Source organism: Janthinobacterium sp. 344 (assembly GCF_900112025.1).
Taxonomy (GTDB): Bacteria; Pseudomonadota; Gammaproteobacteria; order Burkholderiales; family Burkholderiaceae_D; genus Janthinobacterium.
This window is the reverse complement of record NZ_FOKL01000017.1, coordinates 39,127-61,218: the sequence shown is the minus strand read 5'-3', so window position 1 is coordinate 61,218 and position 22,092 is coordinate 39,127. Positions and strand designations below refer to the sequence as shown.

Annotated in this window: 17 protein-coding genes, 1 tRNA gene and 1 pseudogene; 14 read left to right on the top strand and 5 right to left on the bottom strand. The window is 60.1% G+C overall.

The genetic code is table 11. The features are described from left to right. The 10 genes and pseudogenes from BM193_RS27385 to rpoC all read left to right on the top strand — a co-directional run. Nucleotides 1–123: pseudogene (locus BM193_RS27385) on the top strand (elongation factor Tu); the annotation flags it as partial. A gap of 66 nt (nt 124–189) precedes the next feature. Further along, a tRNA-Trp gene (locus BM193_RS27380) sits at nt 190–265 on the top strand. Between the two features lie 32 nt (nt 266–297). After that, nucleotides 298–681, top strand: a complete 384-nt coding sequence (secE, locus tag BM193_RS27375; protein ID WP_010394308.1) for a preprotein translocase subunit SecE — start codon at nt 298–300, stop codon at nt 679–681. Next, nucleotides 681–1,307 carry a transcription termination/antitermination protein NusG gene (gene nusG, locus BM193_RS27370; RefSeq protein WP_092719293.1) on the top strand — a complete coding sequence of 209 codons (627 nt, stop codon included), beginning with the start codon at nt 681–683 and terminating at the stop codon, nt 1,305–1,307. Before secE ends, nusG begins: the two co-directional genes overlap by 1 nt. Before the next feature lie 115 nt (nt 1,308–1,422). Then, the gene (gene rplK, locus BM193_RS27365; protein ID WP_034783246.1) at nt 1,423–1,857 is read left to right on the top strand and encodes a 50S ribosomal protein L11; all 435 of its coding nucleotides are present in this window, start codon (nt 1,423–1,425) and stop codon (nt 1,855–1,857) included. After that, a complete protein-coding gene (rplA, locus tag BM193_RS27360; protein ID WP_034753134.1) occupies nt 1,857–2,552 on the top strand; it encodes a 50S ribosomal protein L1 in 696 nt (231 codons plus the stop codon). Before rplK ends, rplA begins: the two co-directional genes overlap by 1 nt. Before the next feature lie 318 nt (nt 2,553–2,870). Beyond that, the gene (gene rplJ, locus BM193_RS27355) at nt 2,871–3,410 is read left to right on the top strand and encodes a 50S ribosomal protein L10 (protein ID WP_071326751.1); all 540 of its coding nucleotides are present in this window, start codon (nt 2,871–2,873) and stop codon (nt 3,408–3,410) included. Nucleotides 3,411–3,477: 67 nt separating this feature from the next. Continuing rightward, on the top strand, nt 3,478–3,849 hold the full coding sequence (gene rplL, locus BM193_RS27350) for a 50S ribosomal protein L7/L12 (protein ID WP_070223390.1): 372 nt from the start codon (nt 3,478–3,480) through the stop codon (nt 3,847–3,849). Nucleotides 3,850–4,093: 244 nt separating this feature from the next. Further along, nucleotides 4,094–8,200 (top strand): DNA-directed RNA polymerase subunit beta, encoded by a 4,107-nt coding sequence (gene rpoB, locus BM193_RS27345; RefSeq protein ID WP_092804258.1) that lies wholly within the window; start codon nt 4,094–4,096, stop codon nt 8,198–8,200. A 109-nt stretch (nt 8,201–8,309) separates the two neighbouring features. Further along, entirely contained in the window at nt 8,310–12,551 is a 4,242-nt protein-coding gene (gene rpoC, locus BM193_RS27340) for a DNA-directed RNA polymerase subunit beta' (RefSeq protein WP_071325697.1), read from the top strand. 171 nt (nt 12,552–12,722) lie between these two features. On the opposite strand, the gene BM193_RS27335 is transcribed toward rpoC, so the two are convergent. Further along, nucleotides 12,723–14,159: an FAD-dependent monooxygenase gene (locus BM193_RS27335; protein WP_092804261.1), complete on the bottom strand. Its 1,437-nt coding sequence runs from the start codon at nt 14,157–14,159 to the stop codon at nt 12,723–12,725. A 78-nt stretch (nt 14,160–14,237) separates the two neighbouring features. On the opposite strand from BM193_RS27335, the gene BM193_RS27330 reads away from it, so the two are divergent. The 3 genes from BM193_RS27330 (at nt 14,238) to BM193_RS27320 (ending at nt 16,750) form a co-directional block, all read left to right on the top strand. Further along, nucleotides 14,238–14,873 (top strand): TetR/AcrR family transcriptional regulator C-terminal domain-containing protein, encoded by a 636-nt coding sequence (locus BM193_RS27330; protein WP_092804264.1) that lies wholly within the window; start codon nt 14,238–14,240, stop codon nt 14,871–14,873. A gap of 324 nt (nt 14,874–15,197) precedes the next feature. Beyond that, entirely contained in the window at nt 15,198–15,830 is a 633-nt protein-coding gene (locus tag BM193_RS27325) for a helix-turn-helix domain-containing protein (RefSeq protein ID WP_092804267.1), read from the top strand. An 80-nt stretch (nt 15,831–15,910) separates the two neighbouring features. Then, the gene (locus BM193_RS27320) at nt 15,911–16,750 is read left to right on the top strand and encodes an HDOD domain-containing protein (protein ID WP_092804270.1); all 840 of its coding nucleotides are present in this window, start codon (nt 15,911–15,913) and stop codon (nt 16,748–16,750) included. 72 nt (nt 16,751–16,822) lie between these two features. Here BM193_RS27320 and BM193_RS27315 read toward each other — a convergent pair whose 3' ends face one another. The 4 genes from BM193_RS27315 to BM193_RS27300 all read right to left on the bottom strand — a co-directional run bounded on the left by BM193_RS27315 (nt 16,823) and on the right by BM193_RS27300 (nt 21,428). Beyond that, complete coding sequence (locus tag BM193_RS27315) at nt 16,823–18,643, bottom strand: DUF885 domain-containing protein (RefSeq protein WP_092804273.1); 1,821 nt, start codon at nt 18,641–18,643, stop codon at nt 16,823–16,825. A 131-nt stretch (nt 18,644–18,774) separates the two neighbouring features. Next, nucleotides 18,775–19,872, bottom strand: coding sequence for a M48 family metallopeptidase (locus tag BM193_RS27310; protein WP_092804276.1), 1,098 nt, complete (start codon nt 19,870–19,872; stop codon nt 18,775–18,777). Beyond that, nucleotides 19,869–21,035, bottom strand: a complete 1,167-nt coding sequence (locus BM193_RS27305) for an HPP family protein (RefSeq protein ID WP_092804279.1) — start codon at nt 21,033–21,035, stop codon at nt 19,869–19,871. Before BM193_RS27305 ends, BM193_RS27310 begins: the two co-directional genes overlap by 4 nt. A 96-nt stretch (nt 21,036–21,131) precedes the next feature. Beyond that, a complete protein-coding gene (locus BM193_RS27300; protein WP_175533439.1) occupies nt 21,132–21,428 on the bottom strand; it encodes a DUF3349 domain-containing protein in 297 nt (98 codons plus the stop codon). Between the two features lie 146 nt (nt 21,429–21,574). Here BM193_RS27300 and BM193_RS27295 point away from each other — a divergent pair, with 146 nt between their 5' ends. Then, nucleotides 21,575–22,084, top strand: a complete 510-nt coding sequence (locus BM193_RS27295) for a thioredoxin family protein (protein WP_217638532.1) — start codon at nt 21,575–21,577, stop codon at nt 22,082–22,084. Nucleotides 22,085–22,092: the final 8 nt, after the last annotated feature.

The following is a 22,092-nucleotide window of genomic DNA, read 5'->3' as shown; positions in this document are numbered from 1 at the left end:
GATAACGTGTCGATCACCGTCAAGCTGATCAACCCGATCGCGATGGAAGAAGGTCTGCGCTTCGCTATCCGCGAAGGCGGCCGTACCGTCGGCGCCGGCGTGGTTGCAAAAATCATCGCATAAGGAAATGTTATGCTTCCACCCGGGGCGTCCTGGGTGGTAGAATAGCACTCCTCGAAAGTTTTACGTAGGGACGTAGCTCAATTGGCAGAGCGTCGGTCTCCAAAACCGAAGGTTGGGGGTTCGATGCCCTCCGTCCCTGCCACCGTCAAGGTGCAGGGCACCGAAAGTAGAAAAATGTCAAATCAATCCGTGCAAACCGTTAGCACGTCGAGTGACAAGATAAAAGTCGCGCTGGCAATAGTGGCTGCGATTGCAGGAGTAGTCGGGTTTTATTACCTGGCAGGCCAACCAGCTCTGGTGCGTGCAAGCGCGCTTGTGGCTGGTTTGGTTATTGCTGTTGCGCTCTTGTATGTCTCGACGACCGGCCGTGAATTTCTCAATTTCGCCAAAGAAGCTGTGCGCGAAACCAAGAAAGTCGTTTGGCCTACCCGCAAAGAAGCCACGCAGATCACCGCGATCGTGTTTGCCTTTGTGCTGGTCATGGCGATTTTCCTGTGGGGCACGGATAAATTGCTCGAGTTTTTGTTGTATGACGTAATTCTGGGTTGGAAAAAATAATGAGCGAAAATGTGCATGATGAAGCGGCGGACGAATCCGTTCCGGGCGACGCTCCGGCAGCGGATACTGGTGCAGCGCTGAGCGTGCCAGTGAGCAGCAAGCGCTGGTATGTCGTGCATGCTTATTCCGGCATGGAAAAAAGCGTCATGCGCGCACTGACCGAGCGCATCGAGCGCGCGGGCATGCAAGACCAGTTCGGCCAGATCCTCGTGCCGATCGAAGAAGTGGTTGAAGTCAAGAATGGTGTGAAGTCCGTCACCGAACGTCGTTTCTATCCTGGCTACGTGCTGGTGGAAATGGAAATGACGGACGAAAGCTGGCACTTGGTCAAGAACACCAGCAAGGTTACCGGTTTCATCGGTGGCAAATCGAACAAGCCGACGCCGATTTCCGCGCGCGAAATCGATGCCATCATGCGCCAGATGCAGGAAGGTGTTGAAAAGCCCCGTCCGAAGACCTTGTACGAAGTGGGCGAGCAAGTGCGCATCAAGGATGGTCCGTTCACCGATTTCAACGGCAACGTCGAAGAAGTCAATTACGAGAAATCCAAAGTGCGCGTCTCGGTCACCATTTTCGGTCGCGCCACCCCGGTGGAACTCGAATTCGGCCAGGTCGAAAAAGTTTAAGCATTATCAGGCGCCACCAGGAGCGTTGCGGTTGTCTCAGCAAAATCCGGTCAGAGGAGCCCCGCCAGGGTAGGATCGGCGGGGCGCTACTACTCAATCCAAGATAGGAGCCATCATGGCAAAGAAAATCATTGGTTTTATCAAGCTGCAAGTGCCAGCTGGTAAAGCAAACCCATCCCCACCAATCGGTCCAGCTCTGGGTCAACGCGGTCTGAACATCATGGAATTCTGCAAGGCGTTCAACGCGCAGACCCAAGGTATGGAGCCAGGCATGCCGATCCCAGTCGTGATCACCGCGTTCGCTGACAAGTCCTTCACCTTCGTGATGAAGACGCCTCCAGCAACCTACCTGATCAAAAAAGCTGCTGCGATCACCAAAGGTTCGCCGAAGCCACATACCGACAAAGTCGGTACGCTGACCCGCGCACAAGCTGAAGAAATCGCTAAATTGAAAACCCCTGATCTGACCGCTGCCGACATGGATGCTGCTGTACGCACCATCGCTGGTTCCGCTCGTTCGATTGGTATCACGGTGGAAGGTGTTGTATAATGGCTAAGTTATCCAAACGTATCAAGGCTTTGAAAGCCAAAGTCGACCGTACCAAAGTGTACGCTTTCGACAACGCTGTCGCTCTGATCAAAGAGTGCGCAACGGCCAAGTTCAATGAATCGATCGACGTATCGGTACAACTGGGTGTTGATCCTAAGAAATCCGACCAAGTGGTGCGCGGCTCCGTCGTGCTGCCAGCTGGTACCGGCAAAACCGTACGCGTGGCAGTGTTCGCGTCGGGCGAAAAAGCAGAAGCTGCCAAAGCAGCTGGCGCCGACATCGTTGGTATGGAAGACCTGGCCGAGCAGATCAAAGCCGGCGACATGCCTTTCGATATCGTCATCGCTTCGCCAGATACCATGCGTATCGTTGGTACCCTGGGTCAGATCCTGGGCCCACGCGGCATGATGCCTAACCCGAAAGTTGGCACTGTTACTCCTGACGTCGCTACCGCCGTGAAAAACGCGAAAGCCGGTCAAGTTCAGTACCGTACCGACAAATCCGGTATCATCCACGCTACCATCGGCCGTAAATCGTTCGCTGACGCAGATCTGAAATCGAATCTGGTCGCACTGATCGACGCCCTGAACAAAGCCAAGCCAGCATCGAGCAAAGGCGTGTACCTGCGCAAAGTTTCGCTGTCGTCGACCATGGGCGCTGGCGTCCGTGTTGACCAGGCTAGCCTGGCAGCTTAAGTAAAGAATCAAGTCCCGCGCGCCTTCGGGCGCTGCGGGCGCATCTTTGGGCTGTTTGCCCGGTGTTCGCACCGGGCAGGCAGACAATCAAAGACCGTTGGGCCGACTGCGATCGCACATGCAGAAGGTTAATAGGCTGGCCGGCAACGGCCAGTGCCCAACGCAGATGGTGTACCCGAACAAGTTTTGTAGTCCTCATGCTGCGTGAATGTATCCGCTCAGTTTAGAACTTCTTGACTTCGGACGCCGTGTTCGAACCGATGCAAGGCGCTCAACCACTCGGTTGTGATTGCCGAACATCATTTAAGGAGGTTGACCGTGAGTCTCAATCTGAATGACAAAAAGGCCGTCGTCGCCGAAGTTTCCGCACAAGTAGCAGCTGCGCAAACGATCGTCGTGGCCGAATATCGTGGCATCCAGGTTGGTCACTTGACGCAACTGCGTGCTAAAGCGCGTGCCCAAGGCGTGTACCTGCGTGTGTTGAAAAACACTCTGGCTCGTCGCTCCGTTGAAGGTACCGCATTCGCCAGCCTGGCAGATGCCATGACCGGCCCGTTGATCTACTCGATCTCGGCCGATGCCGTTGCAGCAGCTAAAGTCATCGCTGACTTCGCTAAAACCAACGACAAACTGGTCATCAAAGCAGGTAACTACGCAGGCAAGCCGCTGGATACAGCTGCTGTCACCGCGTTGGCGAGCATTCCTAGCCGTGAAGTCCTCATTTCGCAGTTGTTGGGCGTTATGCTGGCTCCGGTTTCGGGCTTTGCACGTGGTCTGGCTGCCCTGGCAGCGAAAAAAGGCGAAGGCGCCGAAGCTCCTGCAGAAGCAGCAGCAGAAGAAGCCCCAGCAGCCGCTTAATTGCGCGCGCTTTTTTCTCTCAGTACCAATCTGATGTAACTAACGTAATAAATTTAGGAGTTTCAAAATGGCAATTAGCAAAGACGATATCCTGGAAGCAGTTAGCGCCATGTCCGTAATGGACCTGAACGACCTGGTTAAAGCATTCGAAGAAAAATTCGGCGTGTCCGCAGCAGCAATGGCTTCGGCCGGTCCTGCAGCAGGCCCAGCAGCAGCTGCTGAAGAGCAAACCGAGTTCAACGTTGTTCTGGACACCTTCGGCGCAAACAAAGTTGGCGTCATTAAAGCAGTTCGCGAAATCACCGGCCTGGGCTTGAAAGAAGCTAAAGACCTGGTCGATGGCGCACCAAAAACTGTGAAAGAAGCAGTGTCGAAAGCTGACGCTGAAGCTGCAGTGAAGAAACTGGTTGAAGCCGGCGCAACCGCTTCGATGAAGTAATATCTGTACTGGCGTCAGTTAGCGCCCGAGTCAAAGTCTGAGGTTTCCCCTCGCAAGGGGGGAAATCCGACTTTGGCTCCTTTGTCGTCTGCATCGTATTTGTCATGTAGTTGTAGCAGCAGTTTTTATTCGATTCAAGCCGGAAAGCAGAGCCTTGAGGTTTCGTCTGTGTCACACGCAGCGGTGCAAACGAACACTTGCAAAACCTGAATTTTCTATCCTTTCTGTCACTCACGGAGTGTCCATGCACTACTCATTTACTGAGAAGAAACGCATTCGCAAATCATTCGCGAAGCGCGCCAACGTTCACCACGTTCCGTTCCTGCTGGCGACCCAGCTCGAGTCTTATCATAGCTTCTTGCAAGAGGACATAGCACCGTCCGGCCGCAAGAATGATGGCCTGCAGTCGGCTTTCACCTCGATTTTCCCTATCGTTTCGCACAATGGTTTTGCGCGTCTCGAATTCTTGTCGTACGTTCTGGGCGATCCTGCCTTCGACGTCAAAGAATGTCAACAACGTGGCCTGACGTTCGCGTCGCCGCTGCGCGCGAAAGTGCGCCTGGTGATCCTGGACAAGGAATCGCCAACCAAGCCCGTCGTCAAAGAGATGAAGGAACAGGAAGTCTACATGGGCGAATTGCCGCTCATGACGACCACCGGTTCGTTCGTGATCAACGGCACGGAGCGCGTGATCGTTTCCCAGTTGCACCGTTCGCCTGGCGTGTTCTTCGAGCACGACCGCGGCAAGACCCACTCGTCCGGTAAACTGCTGTTCTCCGCGCGTATCATTCCTTACCGCGGTTCGTGGCTGGACTTCGAGTTCGACCCGAAAGACATCCTGTTCTTCCGCGTCGACCGCCGCCGCAAGATGCCAGTGACGATTCTGCTCAAAGCCATCGGCATGTCGCACGAGCAAATCCTGGCGAACTTCTTCGTCTTCGACAATTTCAACCTGCGCTCCGAAGGCGCGGAGATGGAATTCGTCTCCGAGCGTCTGCGCGGCGAAGTGGCGCGTTTCGACATCGTCGACAAGTCGGGCAAGACCCTGGTGCTGAAAGACAAGCGTATCAACGCCAAGCACGTGCGTGATATCGAAGCTGCCGGCATCAAGCACATTTCCGTACCGGAAGACTACCTGCTGGGCCGCGTATTGGCGAAGAATATCGTCGATGGCGACACCGGCGAAGTCGTCGCTTCCGCGAACGATGAGCTGACCGAAGACCTGCTGGGCCGCCTGCGCGATGCCAACGTGTCCGAAATCCAGACCTTGTACACCAACGACCTGGACCAGGGCGCCTACATCTCGCAAACCCTGCGTATCGACGACACCGCCGACCAGATGGCTGCGAAAGTGGCGATCTACCGCATGATGCGTCCAGGCGAACCGCCAACGGAAGATTCCGTTGAAGCGCTGTTCAATGGCCTGTTCTACAATTCGGACCGCTACGACCTGTCGGCCGTGGGCCGCATGAAGTTCAACCGCCGCATTGGCCGCGATGAACTGACGGGCGCCATGACCTTGTCGAACGAAGACGTGCTGGCCGTGATCAAGATCCTGGTGGAACTGCGCAATGGCCGCGGCGAAGTCGACGATATCGATCACCTGGGCAACCGTCGCGTACGTTGCGTGGGCGAACTGGCCGAGAATCAATTCCGCGCCGGCCTGGTGCGTGTTGAGCGCGCCGTCAAGGAACGCCTCGGCCAAGCCGAAGCGGACAACCTGATGCCGCATGACCTGATCAACTCGAAGCCGATTTCGGCCGCGATTCGCGAGTTCTTCGGTTCGTCCCAGCTGTCGCAGTTCATGGACCAAACCAATCCTCTGTCGGAAATTACCCACAAGCGCCGCGTATCGGCGCTGGGACCCGGCGGTCTGACACGCGAACGCGCCGGCTTTGAAGTGCGCGACGTGCATCCGACCCACTACGGCCGCGTCTGCCCGATCGAGACACCGGAAGGTCCGAACATTGGTCTGATCAACTCGCTGGCTCTGTATGCCCGCCTGAATGAATACGGCTTCCTGGAAACCCCGTACCGCAAGGTCGAAGGCTCCAAGATTACCGATCAGATCGACTACCTGTCCGCCATCGAAGAAGGCCGCTACATCATCGCTCAGGCGAATGCGACCATCAACGACGAAGGCATGCTGTCCGATGAACTGGTCTCGGCCCGTGAAGCCGGCGAAACCATCCTGGTATCCCCAGAGCGCATCCAGTACATGGACGTGGCGCCGGGTCAGATCGTTTCCGTCGCTGCCTCGCTGATTCCGTTCCTCGAACACGATGATGCGAACCGCGCATTGATGGGCGCCAACATGCAACGCCAGGCCGTGCCTTGCTTGCGTCCGGAAAAAGCGCTGGTCGGTACCGGTATCGAACGCACCGTTGCGGTCGACTCGGGCACCACCGTGCAAGCGCTGCGTGGCGGTATCGTCGATTACATCGATGCGGGCCGTGTCGTGATTCGCGTGAACGATGACGAAGCGCAAGCTGGTGAAGTGGGCGTCGACATCTACAACCTGATCAAGTACACCCGTTCGAACCAGAACACCAACATCAACCAGCGTCCGATCGTGCAAGTGGGCGACCGTGTTGCCAAGCGCGACGTGATCGCCGACGGCGCATCGACCGACCTGGGTGAATTGGCGCTGGGCCAGAACATGACCGTGGCCTTCATGCCATGGAATGGTCTGAACTTCGAAGATTCGATCCTGATCTCGGAAAACGTCGTCAAGGACGACCGCTACACCTCGATTCACATCGAAGAGTTGTCGGTGGTGGCCCGTGACACGAAACTGGGCGCGGAAGAAATCACGCGCGACATCTCGAACCTGGCGGAAAACCAGCTGGCTCGTCTGGATGAATCCGGTATCGTCTACATCGGCGCGGAAGTGCAAGCCGGCGACACGCTGGTCGGTAAAGTGACGCCGAAGGGCGAAACCCAGCTGACGCCGGAAGAGAAGCTGCTGCGCGCGATCTTCGGCGAAAAAGCGTCGGACGTGAAAGACACGTCGCTGCGCGTGCCTTCGGGCATGATCGGTACCGTGATCGACGTGCAAGTCTTCACCCGTGAAGGCATCGTGCGCGACAAGCGTGCCCAGCAAATTATCGATGACGAACTGAAACGCTTCCGTCTGGATCTGAATGACCAGATGCGTATCGTCGAAGGCGATGCCTTCCAGCGTCTGGAAAAAATGCTGATCGGCAAAGTTGTCAACGGTGGCCCTAAAAAGCTGTCGAAAGGCGCCAAGATCACCAAGGAATACCTGGCCGATCTGGACAAGTACCACTGGTTCGACATCCGCCCTGCGGACGACGATGCAGCGGTCGCGCTGGAAGCGATCAAGGAATCGATCAACGAGAAGCGTCACCAGTTCGATCTGGCCTTCGAAGAGAAGCGCAAGAAACTGACGCAAGGCGATGAGCTGCAACCAGGCGTGCAAAAAATGGTCAAGGTCTACCTGGCCGTGAAACGCCGCCTGCAGTCGGGCGACAAGATGGCAGGTCGCCACGGTAACAAGGGTGTGGTTTCCCGTATTGTTCCTGTGGAAGATATGCCGTACATGGCCGACGGCACGCCAGCCGACGTGGTGCTGAACCCGCTGGGCGTTCCTTCGCGGATGAACGTTGGTCAGATTCTCGAGACGCACTTGGGCTGGGCTGCCAAGGGTCTGGGTATCCGCATCGGCGAAATGCTGAAGGCGCAAACCAAGGTCGAGCAAGTGCGCAAGTACCTGACGACGATCTACAACGACAACGGCCGTGCCGAAGAGTTGAACGACTTCGACGACGAAGAGATCATGAAGCTGGCGGAAAACCTGAAAAAAGGTGTTCCATTCGCCACGCCAGTGTTCGACGGCGCCAATGAAGAAGAGATCCGCCGCATGCTGGACCTGGCGTATCCGGACGACATCGCCAAGAACCTGGGCATGACCGCATCGAAAAACCAGGTGACCATGTATGACGGTCGCACCGGTGAAGCGTTCGAGCGCAAGGTCACTGTCGGCGTCATGCACATGCTGAAACTGCATCACTTGGTTGATGACAAGATGCATGCGCGTTCGACCGGTCCGTACTCGCTGGTGACGCAACAGCCACTGGGCGGTAAAGCCCAGTTCGGTGGTCAGCGTTTCGGTGAGATGGAAGTCTGGGCACTGGAAGCGTATGGCGCGTCGTATGTCTTGCAAGAGATGTTGACCGTCAAGTCCGATGACGTGAATGGCCGTACCAAAGTGTACGAGAACCTCGTCAAGGGCGACCACGTGATCGACGCCGGCATGCCGGAATCGTTCAACGTGCTGGTCAAGGAAATCCGTTCGCTGGGTATCGATATCGACCTCGAACGCAACTAAACGACAGCACCCTGTCATTTGGTTTGGGAAACACAAAGCCCGGCTGGGAAACCACGCCGGGCAATGTAGTCTCAGGAATATAGAAATTTAATCACCTCTGGAGTGATACATGAAAGCACTGCTCGATCTATTCAAGCAAGTACAGACCAACGAGACCTTCGATGCAATCAAGATCGGTCTCGCTTCGCCTGAGAAAATCCGTTCGTGGTCCTACGGCGAAGTCAAGAAGCCGGAAACCATCAACTACCGTACCTTCAAGCCTGAGCGCGACGGCCTGTTCTGCGCCAAGATCTTTGGCCCGATCAAGGATTACGAATGCCTGTGCGGCAAGTACAAGCGCCTGAAACACCGCGGCGTGATCTGCGAAAAGTGCGGCGTCGAAGTCACGCTGGCCAAGGTGCGCCGCGAGCGCATGGGCCACATCGAGCTGGCCTCGCCAACCGCGCACATCTGGTTCCTGAAGTCGCTGCCGTCGCGTCTGGGCATGGTCCTGGACATGACCCTGCGGGACATCGAACGCGTGCTGTACTTTGAAGCATACGTCGTGACCGATCCCGGCATGACCCCGCTGAAGAAGTGCCAGATCATGTCGGAAGACGACTACGCCGCCAAGTACGAAGAGTACGGCGACGACTTCACCGCCTTCATGGGCGCCGAAGGTATCCGTGAACTGCTGCGCTCGATCGACATCCACCGCGATGCCGAAACCCTGCGCGTGGAACTGAAGGAATCGAAATCCGAAGCCAAGATCAAGAAATACGCCAAGCGCCTGAAAGTGCTGGAAGCGTTCCAACGTTCGGGCATCAAGCCTGACTGGATGATCATGGAAGTGCTGCCAGTGCTGCCGCCGGAACTGCGTCCGCTGGTACCGCTGGACGGTGGCCGTTTCGCGACCTCGGATCTGAACGATCTGTATCGCCGCGTCATCAACCGTAACAACCGTCTGAAACGCCTGATGGAGCTGCGCGCTCCAGAGATCATCACGCGCAACGAAAAGCGCATGCTGCAAGAAGCGGTCGATTCGCTGCTGGACAACGGCCGTCGCGGCAAAGCGATGACCGGCGCCAACAAGCGTCCGCTGAAATCGCTGGCAGAGATGATCAAGGGCAAGGGCGGCCGTTTCCGTCAAAACTTGCTGGGCAAACGCGTCGATTACTCCGGTCGTTCGGTCATCGTCGTGGGCCCGCAATTGAAACTGCATCAGTGCGGCTTGCCGAAACTGATGGCGCTGGAACTGTTCAAGCCATTCATTTTCAATAAACTGGAACTGATGGGTCTGGCGACCACGATCAAGGCGGCGAAAAAGCTGGTCGAGATTCAAGAGCCGGTCGTCTGGGACATCCTGGAAGACGTGATCCGTGAACATCCGATCATGTTGAACCGCGCCCCGACCTTGCACCGTCTGGGTATCCAGGCGTTCGAGCCAGTCCTGATTGAAGGCAAGGCCATCCAGCTGCACCCGCTCGTCTGCGCCGCATTCAACGCCGACTTTGACGGCGACCAAATGGCGGTCCACGTTCCTCTGTCGATCGAAGCGCAGATGGAAGCACGCACCCTGATGCTGGCATCGAACAACATCCTGTTCCCGTCGAACGGCGAGCCGTCGATCGTGCCTTCCCAGGATATCGTGCTGGGTCTGTACTACGCGACCCGCGAAGCGATCAATGCGAAGAACGAAGGGATGATGTTCCCTGACGTGTCGGAAGTGATCCGCGCCTACGACAACAAGGAAGTCGAACTGACGACCCGCGTCACCGTGCGCATTACCGAATACCCGAAAAACGCCGAAACGGGCGAATTCGAGAAGACGGTCACGCGTTACGAAACGACGATCGGCCGTGCGATCCTGTCGGAAATTCTGCCGAAAGGCCTGCCGTTCTCCGTCCTGAACCGCGCGCTGAAAAAGAAAGAAATTTCCAAGCTGATCAACACGTCGTTCCGCAAGTGCGGCCTGCGCGCCACCGTGGTGTTCGCAGACAAACTGATGCAATCGGGTTTCCGCCTGGCGACACGCGCCGGTATCTCGATCTGCGTCGACGACATGCTGGTACCGCCACAAAAAGTCACCCTGATCGCGACGGCCGAATCGGAAGTCAAGCAGATCGAACAGCAATACGCCTCGGGTCTCGTGACCGCCGGCGAGCGTTACAACAAGGTCGTCGATATCTGGGGCAAGACCTCCGATGAAGTCGGCAAGGCCATGATGGACCAGCTCAAAGTCGAAGACGTGATCCGCCGCGACGGCACCAAGTCGACGCAAGAATCGTTCAACGCCATTTACATGATGGCCGACTCCGGTGCGCGCGGTTCCGCAGCCCAGATTCGCCAGTTGGCCGGTATGCGTGGTCTGATGGCCAAACCGGATGGCTCGATTATCGAAACGCCGATTACCGCGAACTTCCGCGAAGGTCTGAACGTTTTGCAGTACTTCATTTCGACCCACGGTGCGCGTAAAGGTCTGGCCGATACGGCGCTGAAAACGGCGAACTCCGGTTACCTGACGCGTCGTCTGGTTGACGTGACGCAAGACTTGGTGGTGATTGAAGACGATTGCGGCACCATGAACGGCGCCGTCATGAAGGCACTGGTCGAAGGTGGTGAAGTCATCGAACCGTTGCGTGACCGTATCCTCGGCCGCGTGGTGGTGCATGACGTCGTCAATCCTGAAACCCAGGAAACGCTGTACGAAGCTGGCACCCTGATGGACGAAGACATGGTCGAAGAGATCGAGCGTCTGTCCATCGATGAAGTCAAGGTCCGCACGCCACTGACTTGCGACACGCGCTTCGGCCTGTGCGCCAAGTGCTATGGCCGCGACCTGGGCCGCGGCATGCTGGTCAACGCCGGCGAAGCCGTCGGTGTGGTGGCAGCGCAGTCGATTGGTGAGCCGGGTACCCAGCTGACCATGCGTACGTTCCACATTGGTGGTGCGGCATCGCGTGCGGCAGTGGCATCGTCGGTGGAAGCCAAGTCGAACGGTACCATCCGCTTCACGGCAACCATGCGTTACGTGACGAACGGCAAGGGCGCGCAAATCGTCATTTCCCGTTCCGGCGAAGTGCTGATCACCGACGACCATGGCCGTGAGCGTGAGCGTCATAAAGTACCGTACGGTGCGACCCTGATCGTCAAGGACGGCATGGTCATCAAGGCCGGTACGGCCCTGGCAACGTGGGATCCGCTGACCCGTCCGATCATTACCGAATACGCCGGTCAAGTGCGTTTCGAGAACGTCGAAGAAGGCGTCACCGTGGCCCGTCAGGTCGACGAAGTGACCGGTCTGTCCACCCTGGTGGCGATCGATGCGAAACGTCGCGGTTCGCTGACCAAGACCCTGCGTCCGCAAGTCAAGCTGATCAACGACGCGAACGAAGAAGTCAAGATCGCCGGCACCGAACACTCGGTGGCGATCGGCTTCCAGGTCGGCGCGCTGATCATGGTCAAGGACGGTCAACAGGTATCGGTGGGTGAAGTGCTGGCACGTATCCCGACCGAATCGCAAAAAACGCGCGATATTACCGGTGGTCTGCCACGCGTTGCGGAACTGTTCGAGGCGCGCTCGCCGAAAGATGCCGGTATGCTGGCGGAAGTCACGGGTACGGTTGCGTTCGGTAAAGAAACCAAGGGCAAGCAGCGTCTGGAAATCACGGACATGGACGGCAACAAGCATGAGTTCTTGATCACCAAGGACAAACAAGTGCTGGTGCATGACGGCCAAGTCGTGAACAAGGGCGAGATGATCGTGGACGGCCCGGCCGATCCGCAAGACATCCTGCGCCTGCTGGGTATCGAAGCGTTGGCACGTTACATCGTTGACGAAGTGCAGGACGTGTACCGTCTGCAAGGCGTGAAGATCAATGACAAGCACATCGAAGTGATCGTGCGTCAGATGCTGCGCCGCGTGCAGATCGTCAATGCCGGCGACACCAACTACATCGTTGGCGAGCAGGTGGAGCGTTCGGAACTGCTGGACGAGAACGATCGCATGGCCGTTGAGAACAAGATTCCAGCGACCTACGAAAACGTCTTGCTGGGTATTACCAAGGCATCGCTGTCGACCGATTCGTTCATCTCGGCCGCATCGTTCCAGGAAACCACCCGCGTGCTGACCGAAGCGGCGATCATGGGCAAGCGCGATGGTCTGCGCGGCCTGAAAGAGAACGTCATCGTCGGCCGTCTGATTCCTGGCGGTACGGGCCTGGCCTTCCACCGCGCACGCAAAGAGAAGGAAGCGTGGGAAGTGGAAGAGCGCCAAGCGCTGCTGCTGGCCGAGAAAGCCTCGCTGGCTGGCGAAGCTGCCGAAGCGTTGCAGGATATCGAAATCCAGCAACACCACGGCGACGAAGCGTAATCTACGCTGCTAGCTGACAAGAACGGCACCTTCGGGTGCCGTTTTTTTATGCATGATTGAAAGAACCTCCAGCGCACGCGCAACGAGAAGGCTGAGCGGGAAGTGGCGCGTCTGGCGTTGGGGCTGAGCCCGTCGCGCGGCGAGCCGGCCGCGCGCTAGCAGGTGGCTTGATCAGGTGGCGGCATCGATATAGCCATCCGGCCGTATCAGGATGCCGGCCAGGCCGGCCATCTGCGGGGCCGCCGTCCTGACTTTCAAGGCGGTGAGCCAGGCGCGGTCGAAGCCGAAGGGCGGCGCGCCGGGCGCGTCGCCGATCGCCAGGTGCAGCCACTTGCCGGCATGCAGCAGTTCATGGATGCCCACGGCCGTGCCGTCGGCCAGGCGCAGCAGCCAGTCGGGAGCGCGCCGCCCGGTCCAGCCGGCGTGGCCCGCGCTCGATGCCAGCGGGGCCGGATAGCGCAGGCCAAAGCCCGACAGGTCGCTGGCCATTTTACGGTTCAGCTCGGGTTGCGCCAGCATGTCGCTGACAGCGGCGCGCAAGGCTAGCGTGTGCGGATCAAAGCGCGTCAGCAAGGCCGTTTGCGCCAGCGTATTGTGCTGCAGCGCCTGGCCCACGGGATGGCGTTCCGCATGGTAGCTGTCGAGCAGGCTGTCCGGCGCATGGCCCTTGAGCACGCCCGCCAGTTTCCAGCCCAGGTTCATCGCATCCTGCATGCCCACGTTCATGCCCTGGCCGCCCGCCGGCATGTGGATGTGGGCGGCGTCGCCGGCCAGGAAGATGCGGCCCTGGCGGTAGCGGCGCGCCAGCCGCGTCTCGTCGCCAAAGCGCGACAGCCAGACGGGGTCGTGCAAGCCGAAGTCGTGGCCGGCGATGGCCGTGCTTACCTGTGACAATTCCTCCAGGGTGGCCGCTTCCGTGGCCGCCACGTGCGGGCGCTGCGCATTCATGACGATGACGCGGTGGCGGCCGTCGCCCAGCGGCACCATCATCAGGCTGCCCGCCGCGTTCGTGAGCGCCAGCACGGGCGAGGCGGGCGGGTGGCGCAGCAGCACGTCGCCCATGAGCATGCTGCAAGTGGCGGCCACGCCGTCGAAGGGGATGTCCGCCTGCTGGCGTACCAGGCTGTGGCCGCCGTCGGCGCCGATCAGATACTGTGCGCGCAAGCTGAAGGGTTCGCCTTCGCACGTGCCGGACACCATGACGCCGTGCGCATCCTGTTGCACCTGTCCGACCAGCGCGCCGCGCACGATGGCCACGTCTTCCTCCAGCAGGCGCTCCTCCAGCAGGCGTTCGGTGCTACTTTGCGGCAAGAACAAGGTGTAGGGGTGGGGCGAGTCGACGCTGGAAAAGTCGAGACGGCTATCGAGGCCCGCGAAATGTCCGCTGGAGAGCGGTTTGCCCAATGCCGTGAAGCGCTGGTCCAGGCCCCGCAAGCCCAGCATTTCCAGGGTGCGGCCATGGATGGTCAGCGCGCGCGACTGCGTGGTCCGCTCCGCGCGCCGCTCCAGCACGGCCACGTGGATGCCTGCCAGGCGCAGTTCGCAGGCGAGGGTGAGTCCCACGGGACCGGCCCCCACAATGATGACTTCGGTATGCGTGTTGTACATGAGATGCCAATCTAACGTTGTTAGTCTACGCAAAATGGTAAACTAACGACGTTAGAGTTTCAAGGGAAATGTATAAAAATGAAAATTCAACGCGCAGCGGTGGTGGCCAAGGCGCTCGATGTGCTCGATGACGTGGGCATCGAAGGCTTGACCATGCGCCGCCTGGCCGATGCCATGGACATCAAGGCTGCCTCGCTGTACTGGCATTTTGCGAACAAACAGGCCTTGCTCGATGGTATGGCCGACATGCTGATACAGGACGTGGCGCGCAGCATCGATACGCATGCCCACTGGGATGCGCAGATACGCCAGGTGGCGGCGCAATTGCGCCAGGCGCTGGCCGCGCGGCGCGATGGCGTGCGCGTGTTTGGCGGCAGTTATGTTATCTCGGACAATGTTTTTCGCGTGGCTGAAGCGTTGATCGGATGCATGCGCCTGGGGGGCGCATCGGAGCAGCTGGCCAGCTTGAACACGTTTACGCTTTTATATTATGTGCTTGGTTTTGTCATGGAAGCGGAAGGCGGTGGCCCTGCCAATTCCTTCCAGCAGGGATTGGCGGCACGGCGCGATGATTTTGCCGTGATGGCCGCGGAACGTTATCCCCATGTATATGCTTCAATGGCGACTATTTTTGACAGTTCCCTCGACTTGCGTTTTGATGCCGGTATCGATGTGATTATCCTGGGCTTGCAGGAAAAAATAAAAGCGGGCTGATCTTTATTGTCGTCACACGCAGATTACCTGGCGATTGGCGCCGGTTCGGCTGACGCCATTCGTTCGGATCGCGCCTGGATGCCGCTGTGACGGCGTCATGGTGCCATCGCGTCGCAGTCACAGTGTGCGCTCACTTCCATCATGCGGTGGCAAGTGCTTTCTCGGTGTGTCCCCTGGCGCTCCTTTTCCCTCCATCCATCCAGCCAGCCAGCCGCTCGCACGGTGCGACGGCGCGCGCTCCGAGCGCCGAGGCGCTGTTGCGCCGTTTTTCTCCTGGGGCCGCAACACGCCAATTGTCAGTTTATTCATGCTAAGATCTGGCGCATGATTGCCCAAGCCCTGTTTACTCCTGCCCAGCAGAAACTGCTGGGATTGCTCTTTGTCCGCGTGAATGAAGGCTTTCACTTGAACGAGATCATGCGGCTGACAGGCATGGGCAGCGCGTCTGCGCAGCGCGAACTGCGCCGCCTGCACGATGCCGGCCTGATCACGTCCGAGCGTATCGGCAATGTGCGGCGCTTCTGGCCGAACAAGGAAAGCCTCGTGTATCCGGAATTGAGCGGCCTGGTGCAAAAGACATTTGGCCTCGTGGGCGTGCTCAGTACGACCCTGGCATCGCAGCGCGCGCAATGGCAGCTGGCCTTCGTGTATGGCGCCACGGCGAAGGGACAGGATATGCCGGGCAGTTCCATCGAGTTGCTGCTGGTGGCGGAAGAAGCGAATTATGGCGATCTGTTGACGGGATTGGCGCCGGCCGAACGAACCTTGCGGCGTAAAATTAATCCCAACTTATATACCTTGGCCGATTATCGGCGCAGGCTGCGTGAAGGCCAGCCATTCCTGTTGCAGGTATTACAGCAGCCTAAGCTGTTTGTCATCGGTGATGAATTGACGCTGCAGGCGCTGGCATTAAGTGACGAGGCGCTGCCGTTAAATCCGGCGCCCCCTGTTTTTTAAAAGGACTGGCCCGGCAATTAATTTCTGCTATAAAGTGAGATTGTTTGCTGAAATAATATCTGAGGCGGATTGATTGTATGATGAATAAATTACAGGCATTCGGCTTGATTGTTTCCCAGGCGGTAAGGGGGGAATTGACGTTTCCCACCAGCGTGAATTCCGCTTTGCAATTACAACTGGCTTTGGCCGAGCCCGATTGCCATATCGATCACGCCATCAAGCTGGTGCTGGCCGAGCCCTTGCTGGCGGCGCGCACGGTGGCCTTGGCCAACTCGGCCGTCTACAGCCGCGGCGATACGGCGCCCGTCACCAGCGTGCGCGCCGCCGTCATGCGCATGGGCTACCGCAACCTGTATGCGCTGGTGGCCGCCATGGTGGTGCGCCAGTTCGGCAGCAAGATCATCGACCCTGTGCTGCGCCAGAAGGCGACCCAGCTGTGGGAGCACACGGCGCACGTGGCGGCGCTGGCGCACGTGATTGCCCGCCGCGTCACGCATGTCGACGCCGATACGGCCCTGTTCGCCGGCATCGTGCACGAAGTGGGCGGCTTTTACCTGCTGTCGCGCGCCGACGAATTTCCCGGCTTGCTCGACGACGATGCCGACCACTGGATGGAATCGGCCGAGGAAATCATTTCCCGCGAAGTCATGAAGAAGCTGCATATTCCGCTGGCCGTCAGCGAAGCCATCGAAGGCTTGCGCGATGGGCTGCTGTCGATCCCGCCCGATTCCCTGCTCGACACCTTATTGTTGGCCAAGCAACTCTCGCCCGTCGCGTCGCCCTTGCAGGCGACGTTCGTGGAAATGCTTACCCCCTCCGATTCCGTCATCGATTTCATTATCGACAACGAGACCCTGCAAAGCATCCTGTCCGAATCGGCCGAGGAAGTGCGTTCGATGAGTGCCGCGCTGCTGGTGTAGCTGCCGGCGGCAGGCGAAAAAAAAACGGCAGTCCCGTCAAGGTGCTGCCGTTTTGCCGTCAGGCGATGCGTCTTACTTCTGCTGCGCGATCCAGCGGTCGACTTTGGCTTCCAGCAGTTTCAGGGGCAGGGTGCCGTCGCCGAGCACCACTTCGTGGAACTTCGGCAGGCTGAACTTGTCGCCGAGTGCCTGTTGCGCGCGCTGGCGCAATTCGACGATTTTCAAGGCGCCGATCTTGTAGCCCAGCGCCTGGCCGGGCCAGGCCATGTAGCGTTCCGTTTCGCTCTTCGCCACGGCATCGTAGCCCAGGGTGTCGCGCATGTACTTGATCGTCTGCTCGCGGGTCCAGCCCTTGGTATGCAAGCCCGTGTCGACCACCAGGCGCACGGCGCGCAGCATCTCGTCGTTCAAATGGCCGAAATACTGGGCCGGATCGTCGAACAGGCCCATTTCCTTGCCCAGGGTTTCCGCGTACAGGGCCCAGCCTTCCGTGAAGGCATTGTTGCCGCCGAAGCGGCGGAAATTCGGCAAGTCCATTTCCTGCACCAGCGCCAGATGGAAGTGGTGGCCAGGTTTGCCTTCGTGCAGGAACAGGGTGGTCATGCCCGTGTCGCCATACTGTTTCGGATCCGTGACGACGGACCAGAACACGCCCGGACGCGAACCGTCGGCGGCCGGCGCCGTGTAGTGGTCGGCCGCCGTGTCGCGGCTCAGTTCCGGTTCCAGGCGCAAGTCCAGCGGCGCCTTCGGCACCAGGGTGAACAGGGCCGGCAATTTGCTGTCGAGCAGCACGTTGAGCTTGCGATACACGTCCAGCACTTCCTGTTCCGTCTTGAACGGGCGGTATTTCGCCTGCTCCGAGACCCACACGGGCAAGCCGGCGGCCGGGCCGTTGTAGCCCATCTTCGGCCCCACGATCGCATATTGTTCCTGGATGCGCGCCACTTCGCGCAAGCCGATGGCGTGGATCTGTTCCGGCTGCATGTCCGTGGTGGTGCTGCTGGCCACGCGCGCCTGATACCAGGCCGCGCCATCGGGCAGGGCGCTCCAGCCGCTGCTGCCGCGGCCCGCCGGCAGGTAATCGCGTTCCATGAAGGTGGCCAGGCGCTGCAGGGCCGGCATCAGCTTGGCTTCGATGATGACGGTATACGTTTGCGTCAGGCGCGCCTTGTCGGCGGCGGAAAAACTGGCCGGCAAGTTCTTGATGGGGGTGTAGTAGACGCTCTCCTGCGGCGTGGCGCTGACGAGTTTCTTGAATTGCGGCAGGGCCGATTCCGTCAGCGCCTTCGGCAGCACGATACCCTTTTGCATGCCGACTTTCATGTTGGCGATGGCCTGGTCGATCCAGCCCGGCAATTGGCCGATACGGCTCAGGTAGGCATCGTATTCCTTGACCGTGGTCAGCGGTTGCGATGCCTCGCCGCCCGCGTAATTGGCCAGGGTGACGGGCATGCTGTCCATCTGGTTCAGGGGCAGCAGGTATTCGGGGAAACGCTCGAAGCTCAGCGCCGTGGCCAGTTCATAGTCGAGGATATCGTAGTTGATCTGGTCCTGCTGCGACAGCTGTGCGCGGGGGATGGCACGCAGGGTTTTCTGGAACTGGTGGTACAGGACAAATTGTTTCGCGCGCGCGGCGGGCACGATGGCTGAACCGAGCTGGTCGTCAAAACGGTTGTCGCCACTTTCGGTGGCGTTGATCGGCTCGAAGCGGGCTTGCGCATCGTAGTACTGGTCGGCCAGCACTTGCAGCTGCTGCTTCGTCTTGGGCGCACTGACGGCCAGTGCAGCGGTGGCCAGGGCAGCGGGCTGGGCCGCTTGCACCAGCGGCGCATGGGAGAGCAACAGGGAAACGGCCAGGGTGCCGAGGGTGCCGGCGGCAAAACGATGCTTCATGCGCGATATCCTTTGTGAGGAAGTGAACGGAGGCGTTGGGGGTCGGGGTGGCCGGTCGCGAAGGAGCAGCCGGGGCGTAAGCATACGCCATTGCCCAGTGCGCTTGGATAAATTATGCGGGAAGCATGTTGCTATTTTGCCGACGGCGGCAGGGCCGCTTTCATGGCTTGCCAGTGGCTGCTGCTCAAGGGAAGGCAGGCAGGGCAGGGCGAGGCGGCGATCATGGCCTGGAGTCGCTGTGCGCGCGCCGCCGTTTGCGGGTGCGAGGAAATCCACTCCGGCAGCTTGGCCTGGTCCTTGCCATCGAGCTTCTGGAAAAAGCGCAGCATGCCGTCGGGGCGGATGTGCGCGCGCTGCAGCGCATGCAGGCCCAGGCGGTCCGCTTCTTCCTCCATGTCGCGGCTGAAATACAGGGTGCCGGCCTGGTGCGCCAGCGTGGCGGCCACGGCGCTGATGTCGCCGATGGTCACGCCCACCAGCGCGCCCCAGCCCAGGCTGCCTATCATTTGCCGCAGCGAATGGCGCTGTTCCACGTGCTGCACTTCATGCGCCAGCACGCCGGCCAGTTCGCCCGGATCTGCCGCCTGGCGCAGCAAGCCCGTATGCACGACGATGATGCCACCGGGCATGGCAAACGCGTTGACCGTGTCATCATGCCTGACCAGCCAGCGGTACTGGTAGCGCGAACCGGCCGTCAATTTCCGGCCGATGTCCTGCACCGTTTTCTGCGCCGCGCCGCTGTCGATGAGGCCGGCCTGCACGCGCACTTGCGCCAGGGCCAGTTCGCCCAGCTGCATTTCCGCCGACAGCGGAATCCATCCCGCCAGCGCGCCGACGGCATGCCCGCCTTGCCACCATAGCAGGGCCGCCGCGATGGCCGTCATGCCTGTCAAGCCCGCCAGCCAGCCCGACACTTGCCGCCGGTTGCGCTGGCGCTCGCCCCACAGGCGCTGCAGTTGCGGCTGCAGCGCGGCCGGCGCTTCGCGCAAGACGATGGCGATGTCTTCCCTTGTCAGCGGCTTGAGCGACGCTTGCCGGCCTTGACCGTCTAGCCAGTTGAGGAACAATTCCGGCTTGTCGACGCCACCCACGCTGACGATCACTTGCGCGATATCCACGGTGGGACCAGGCGCCTCGATGCACAGCTGGCTGCCGAAGAAATGCGCGCCGACGGGCGTGCCGGCCGGACCGCCCTCGGGGGCCGTCAGCAGCGCCTGGAATGGCGTCATGCGGCCGCCTCGGCAAAGCGGCTTTCATATAGCGCCGCCATCAGGTCGGACTGGCTGATGATGCCGGCCAGGCGTTCGTCGTCATCGACGATGGGAATATGGTGGTAGCCGGCGTCGGCCATCAGCGGCACCAGGTCGATGATGGGCGTGCCCAGGCGCGCCGTGTGCGGCGACGGCGTCATCAGCTGTCCCACGACCTCCGGCTTGTCGCCGTGGGACAGGCCGCTGCGCTGCAGCAGGCTGCGCAGGCGCTGGCGCATGCCCTGGTAATCGTCGAGGCCGCCATGCCGCAAAAAATCCGTCTGCGTGATGATGCCGATGACCCGGCGTGCCCGGTTGACGACGGGCAGGGCGCCCACATCGTGGGTGCGCATGGTGCGCCAGGCAACATCCAATGGCGTGCCGAATTCCACGCTGAGCACGTCCTTCGACATGATGTCGGCGCACGTCACGACGCCGAAGCGGCGCTGGTAGGCGCGCATTTCCGTTTGCAGGAAGATGGCTTGCAGATCGTCGCGGCTGATGTCGAGCACTTCGCCGTGCTGGCGCAGCACGGCGTCCAGGTCGTCCGGCGAAAAGCCCAGGCGCGTGCTGGGCGTTGCGTCCTTGGTGGCATGCGGATGCGGCGTTGCCAGCTGCTGGGTGTGCGGATAGCGGCGCCCCGTCAGGTTGTTGTACAGCACGGCGCAGGCGACCAGCACGGCGGAATTGAACAGCACGGTGATGAAGACGAATTCAAAGCCGGCCGCATGCACGCTGGCGCCGCCGACGACGGTGGTGAGCGCCACGGCGCCGCCCGGCGGATGCAGGCAGCGCAGGGCAAACATGGCGCCGATGGCCAGGCAGGCGGCCAGCGCCGCCACGCCCACGCTGGGTCCCAGCCATTTCACGCAAGCCACGCCCACCAGGCCGGAGACGACGTTGCCGCCGACCACCGACCACGGTTGCGCCAGCGGACTGGCCGGCAGGCAGAACAGCAGCACGGCCGAGGCGCCCATGGGGGCGATCAGGTACACGCTGGCGCTGTCGGGCGCCAGCAGGAAATGGCAGATGAGGCCGGTAAGCAGCAAGCCGCAGATGGCGCCCGCGCAGGCGCGCGCTTGTTCGCGGCGGCTGCCGTTGTTCGGTTGTGGCAGCCAGCGTGCCAGGAAAGAAGTCGTCATGATGGGGAGGGCGCGTTCCAGACGCGTTGCTCTGTAAAGCCCGCCATTATCCCATGCGTGCCGTTTTGCTGCCGGCCGGTATGCCTCTTCCCGGCTTCAATCTTCCGCGCAGATGGCTTGCCAGCCGTGCCGGTCCAGCCGTTCCCTGACGGCCCTGATCGCGGCGTCGTCGGGCTGGCTGCCGGCACAGGCATGCATGTCGTTGAGTACCCGGGCCGCGTCCTTGCCCGTGGCATGGGCCATCAAGTCCGCCAGGTGGCGGTCGGAAAAGTGTTCATACAGCAAGGCCAGCACGGGGGCGTACGCCGTGGCGGGGATGCCGTGCGGGAAGGCGCTGCGCAGCATGCGCGCGGCGTCCCACAGCGGTGGAGGCAGGGTGTCTACGGTGGTCAATGCATGCTCCTGGCCTTGCTTATGCGTTTTTCGTATAAGCACAGTGCAATTAAATTCTGGATATTTCCTGTAAGCAGGCATATTCTAAGTGACCATGCCCGCTGGCGCCTGTCCAGTTGGCCTCACGATCTTTTCAGGAGTTCCGCATGCGCGTTGCCATCCTTTCCACCGTTTTCGCCAGTGTGCTGCTGGCCGGCGCCGCCGTTGCCGCCGCCCCCACACCGGCCACCCCGGTCGCCACGCCGCACTTGCCGTACAACGCGGCGGCCGACGCCAAGGCCGACGTGACCCGCGCGCTGGCCGAAGCCAAGGCGGCCCACGTGCCCGTGCTGCTGATCTTTGGCGCCAACTGGTGCGAGGATTGCCGCGCCCTCGACAAGGCCCTCAAAGAGGGCAAGAACGCGGAATTGATGCAGCAGCAGTTCAAGGTCGTCAAGGTCGACGTGGGCAACTTCGACCATAACCTGGATGTGGCGCAGGCCTACGGCAATCCCTTGAAGAAGGGCATCCCGGCCGCCGTGCTGGTGTCGAGCGACAACAACCAGGTGCTGTACGCCACCAAGGGCGGCGAGCTGGCGAACGCGCGCCGCATGAGCGAGAGCGGCATCTATGATTTCTTCAAGCAGGCGGCAAGCGTAAAAGCGCCGGCGATTTAAGCGTCGTC

What these genes read in the sequence shown, in the direction of transcription:
- secE (WP_010394308.1), top strand. Translation starts at nt 298, where the DNA reads ATGTCAAATCAATCCGTGCAAACCGTTAGCACGTCGAGTGACAAGATA.
- nusG (WP_092719293.1), top strand. Translation starts at nt 681, where the DNA reads ATGAGCGAAAATGTGCATGATGAAGCGGCGGACGAATCCGTTCCGGGC.
- rplK (WP_034783246.1), top strand. Translation starts at nt 1,423, where the DNA reads ATGGCAAAGAAAATCATTGGTTTTATCAAGCTGCAAGTGCCAGCTGGT.
- rplA (WP_034753134.1), top strand. Translation starts at nt 1,857, where the DNA reads ATGGCTAAGTTATCCAAACGTATCAAGGCTTTGAAAGCCAAAGTCGAC.
- rplL (WP_070223390.1), top strand. Translation starts at nt 3,478, where the DNA reads ATGGCAATTAGCAAAGACGATATCCTGGAAGCAGTTAGCGCCATGTCC.
- rpoB (WP_092804258.1), top strand. Translation starts at nt 4,094, where the DNA reads ATGCACTACTCATTTACTGAGAAGAAACGCATTCGCAAATCATTCGCG.
- rpoC (WP_071325697.1), top strand. Translation starts at nt 8,310, where the DNA reads ATGAAAGCACTGCTCGATCTATTCAAGCAAGTACAGACCAACGAGACC.
- BM193_RS27335 (WP_092804261.1), bottom strand. Translation starts at nt 14,159, where the DNA reads ATGTACAACACGCATACCGAAGTCATCATTGTGGGGGCCGGTCCCGTG.
- BM193_RS27330 (WP_092804264.1), top strand. Translation starts at nt 14,238, where the DNA reads ATGAAAATTCAACGCGCAGCGGTGGTGGCCAAGGCGCTCGATGTGCTC.
- BM193_RS27325 (WP_092804267.1), top strand. Translation starts at nt 15,198, where the DNA reads ATGATTGCCCAAGCCCTGTTTACTCCTGCCCAGCAGAAACTGCTGGGA.
- BM193_RS27320 (WP_092804270.1), top strand. Translation starts at nt 15,911, where the DNA reads ATGAATAAATTACAGGCATTCGGCTTGATTGTTTCCCAGGCGGTAAGG.
- BM193_RS27315 (WP_092804273.1), bottom strand. Translation starts at nt 18,643, where the DNA reads ATGAAGCATCGTTTTGCCGCCGGCACCCTCGGCACCCTGGCCGTTTCC.
- BM193_RS27310 (WP_092804276.1), bottom strand. Translation starts at nt 19,872, where the DNA reads ATGACGCCATTCCAGGCGCTGCTGACGGCCCCCGAGGGCGGTCCGGCC.
- BM193_RS27305 (WP_092804279.1), bottom strand. Translation starts at nt 21,035, where the DNA reads ATGACGACTTCTTTCCTGGCACGCTGGCTGCCACAACCGAACAACGGC.
- BM193_RS27295 (WP_217638532.1), top strand. Translation starts at nt 21,575, where the DNA reads ATGCGCGTTGCCATCCTTTCCACCGTTTTCGCCAGTGTGCTGCTGGCC.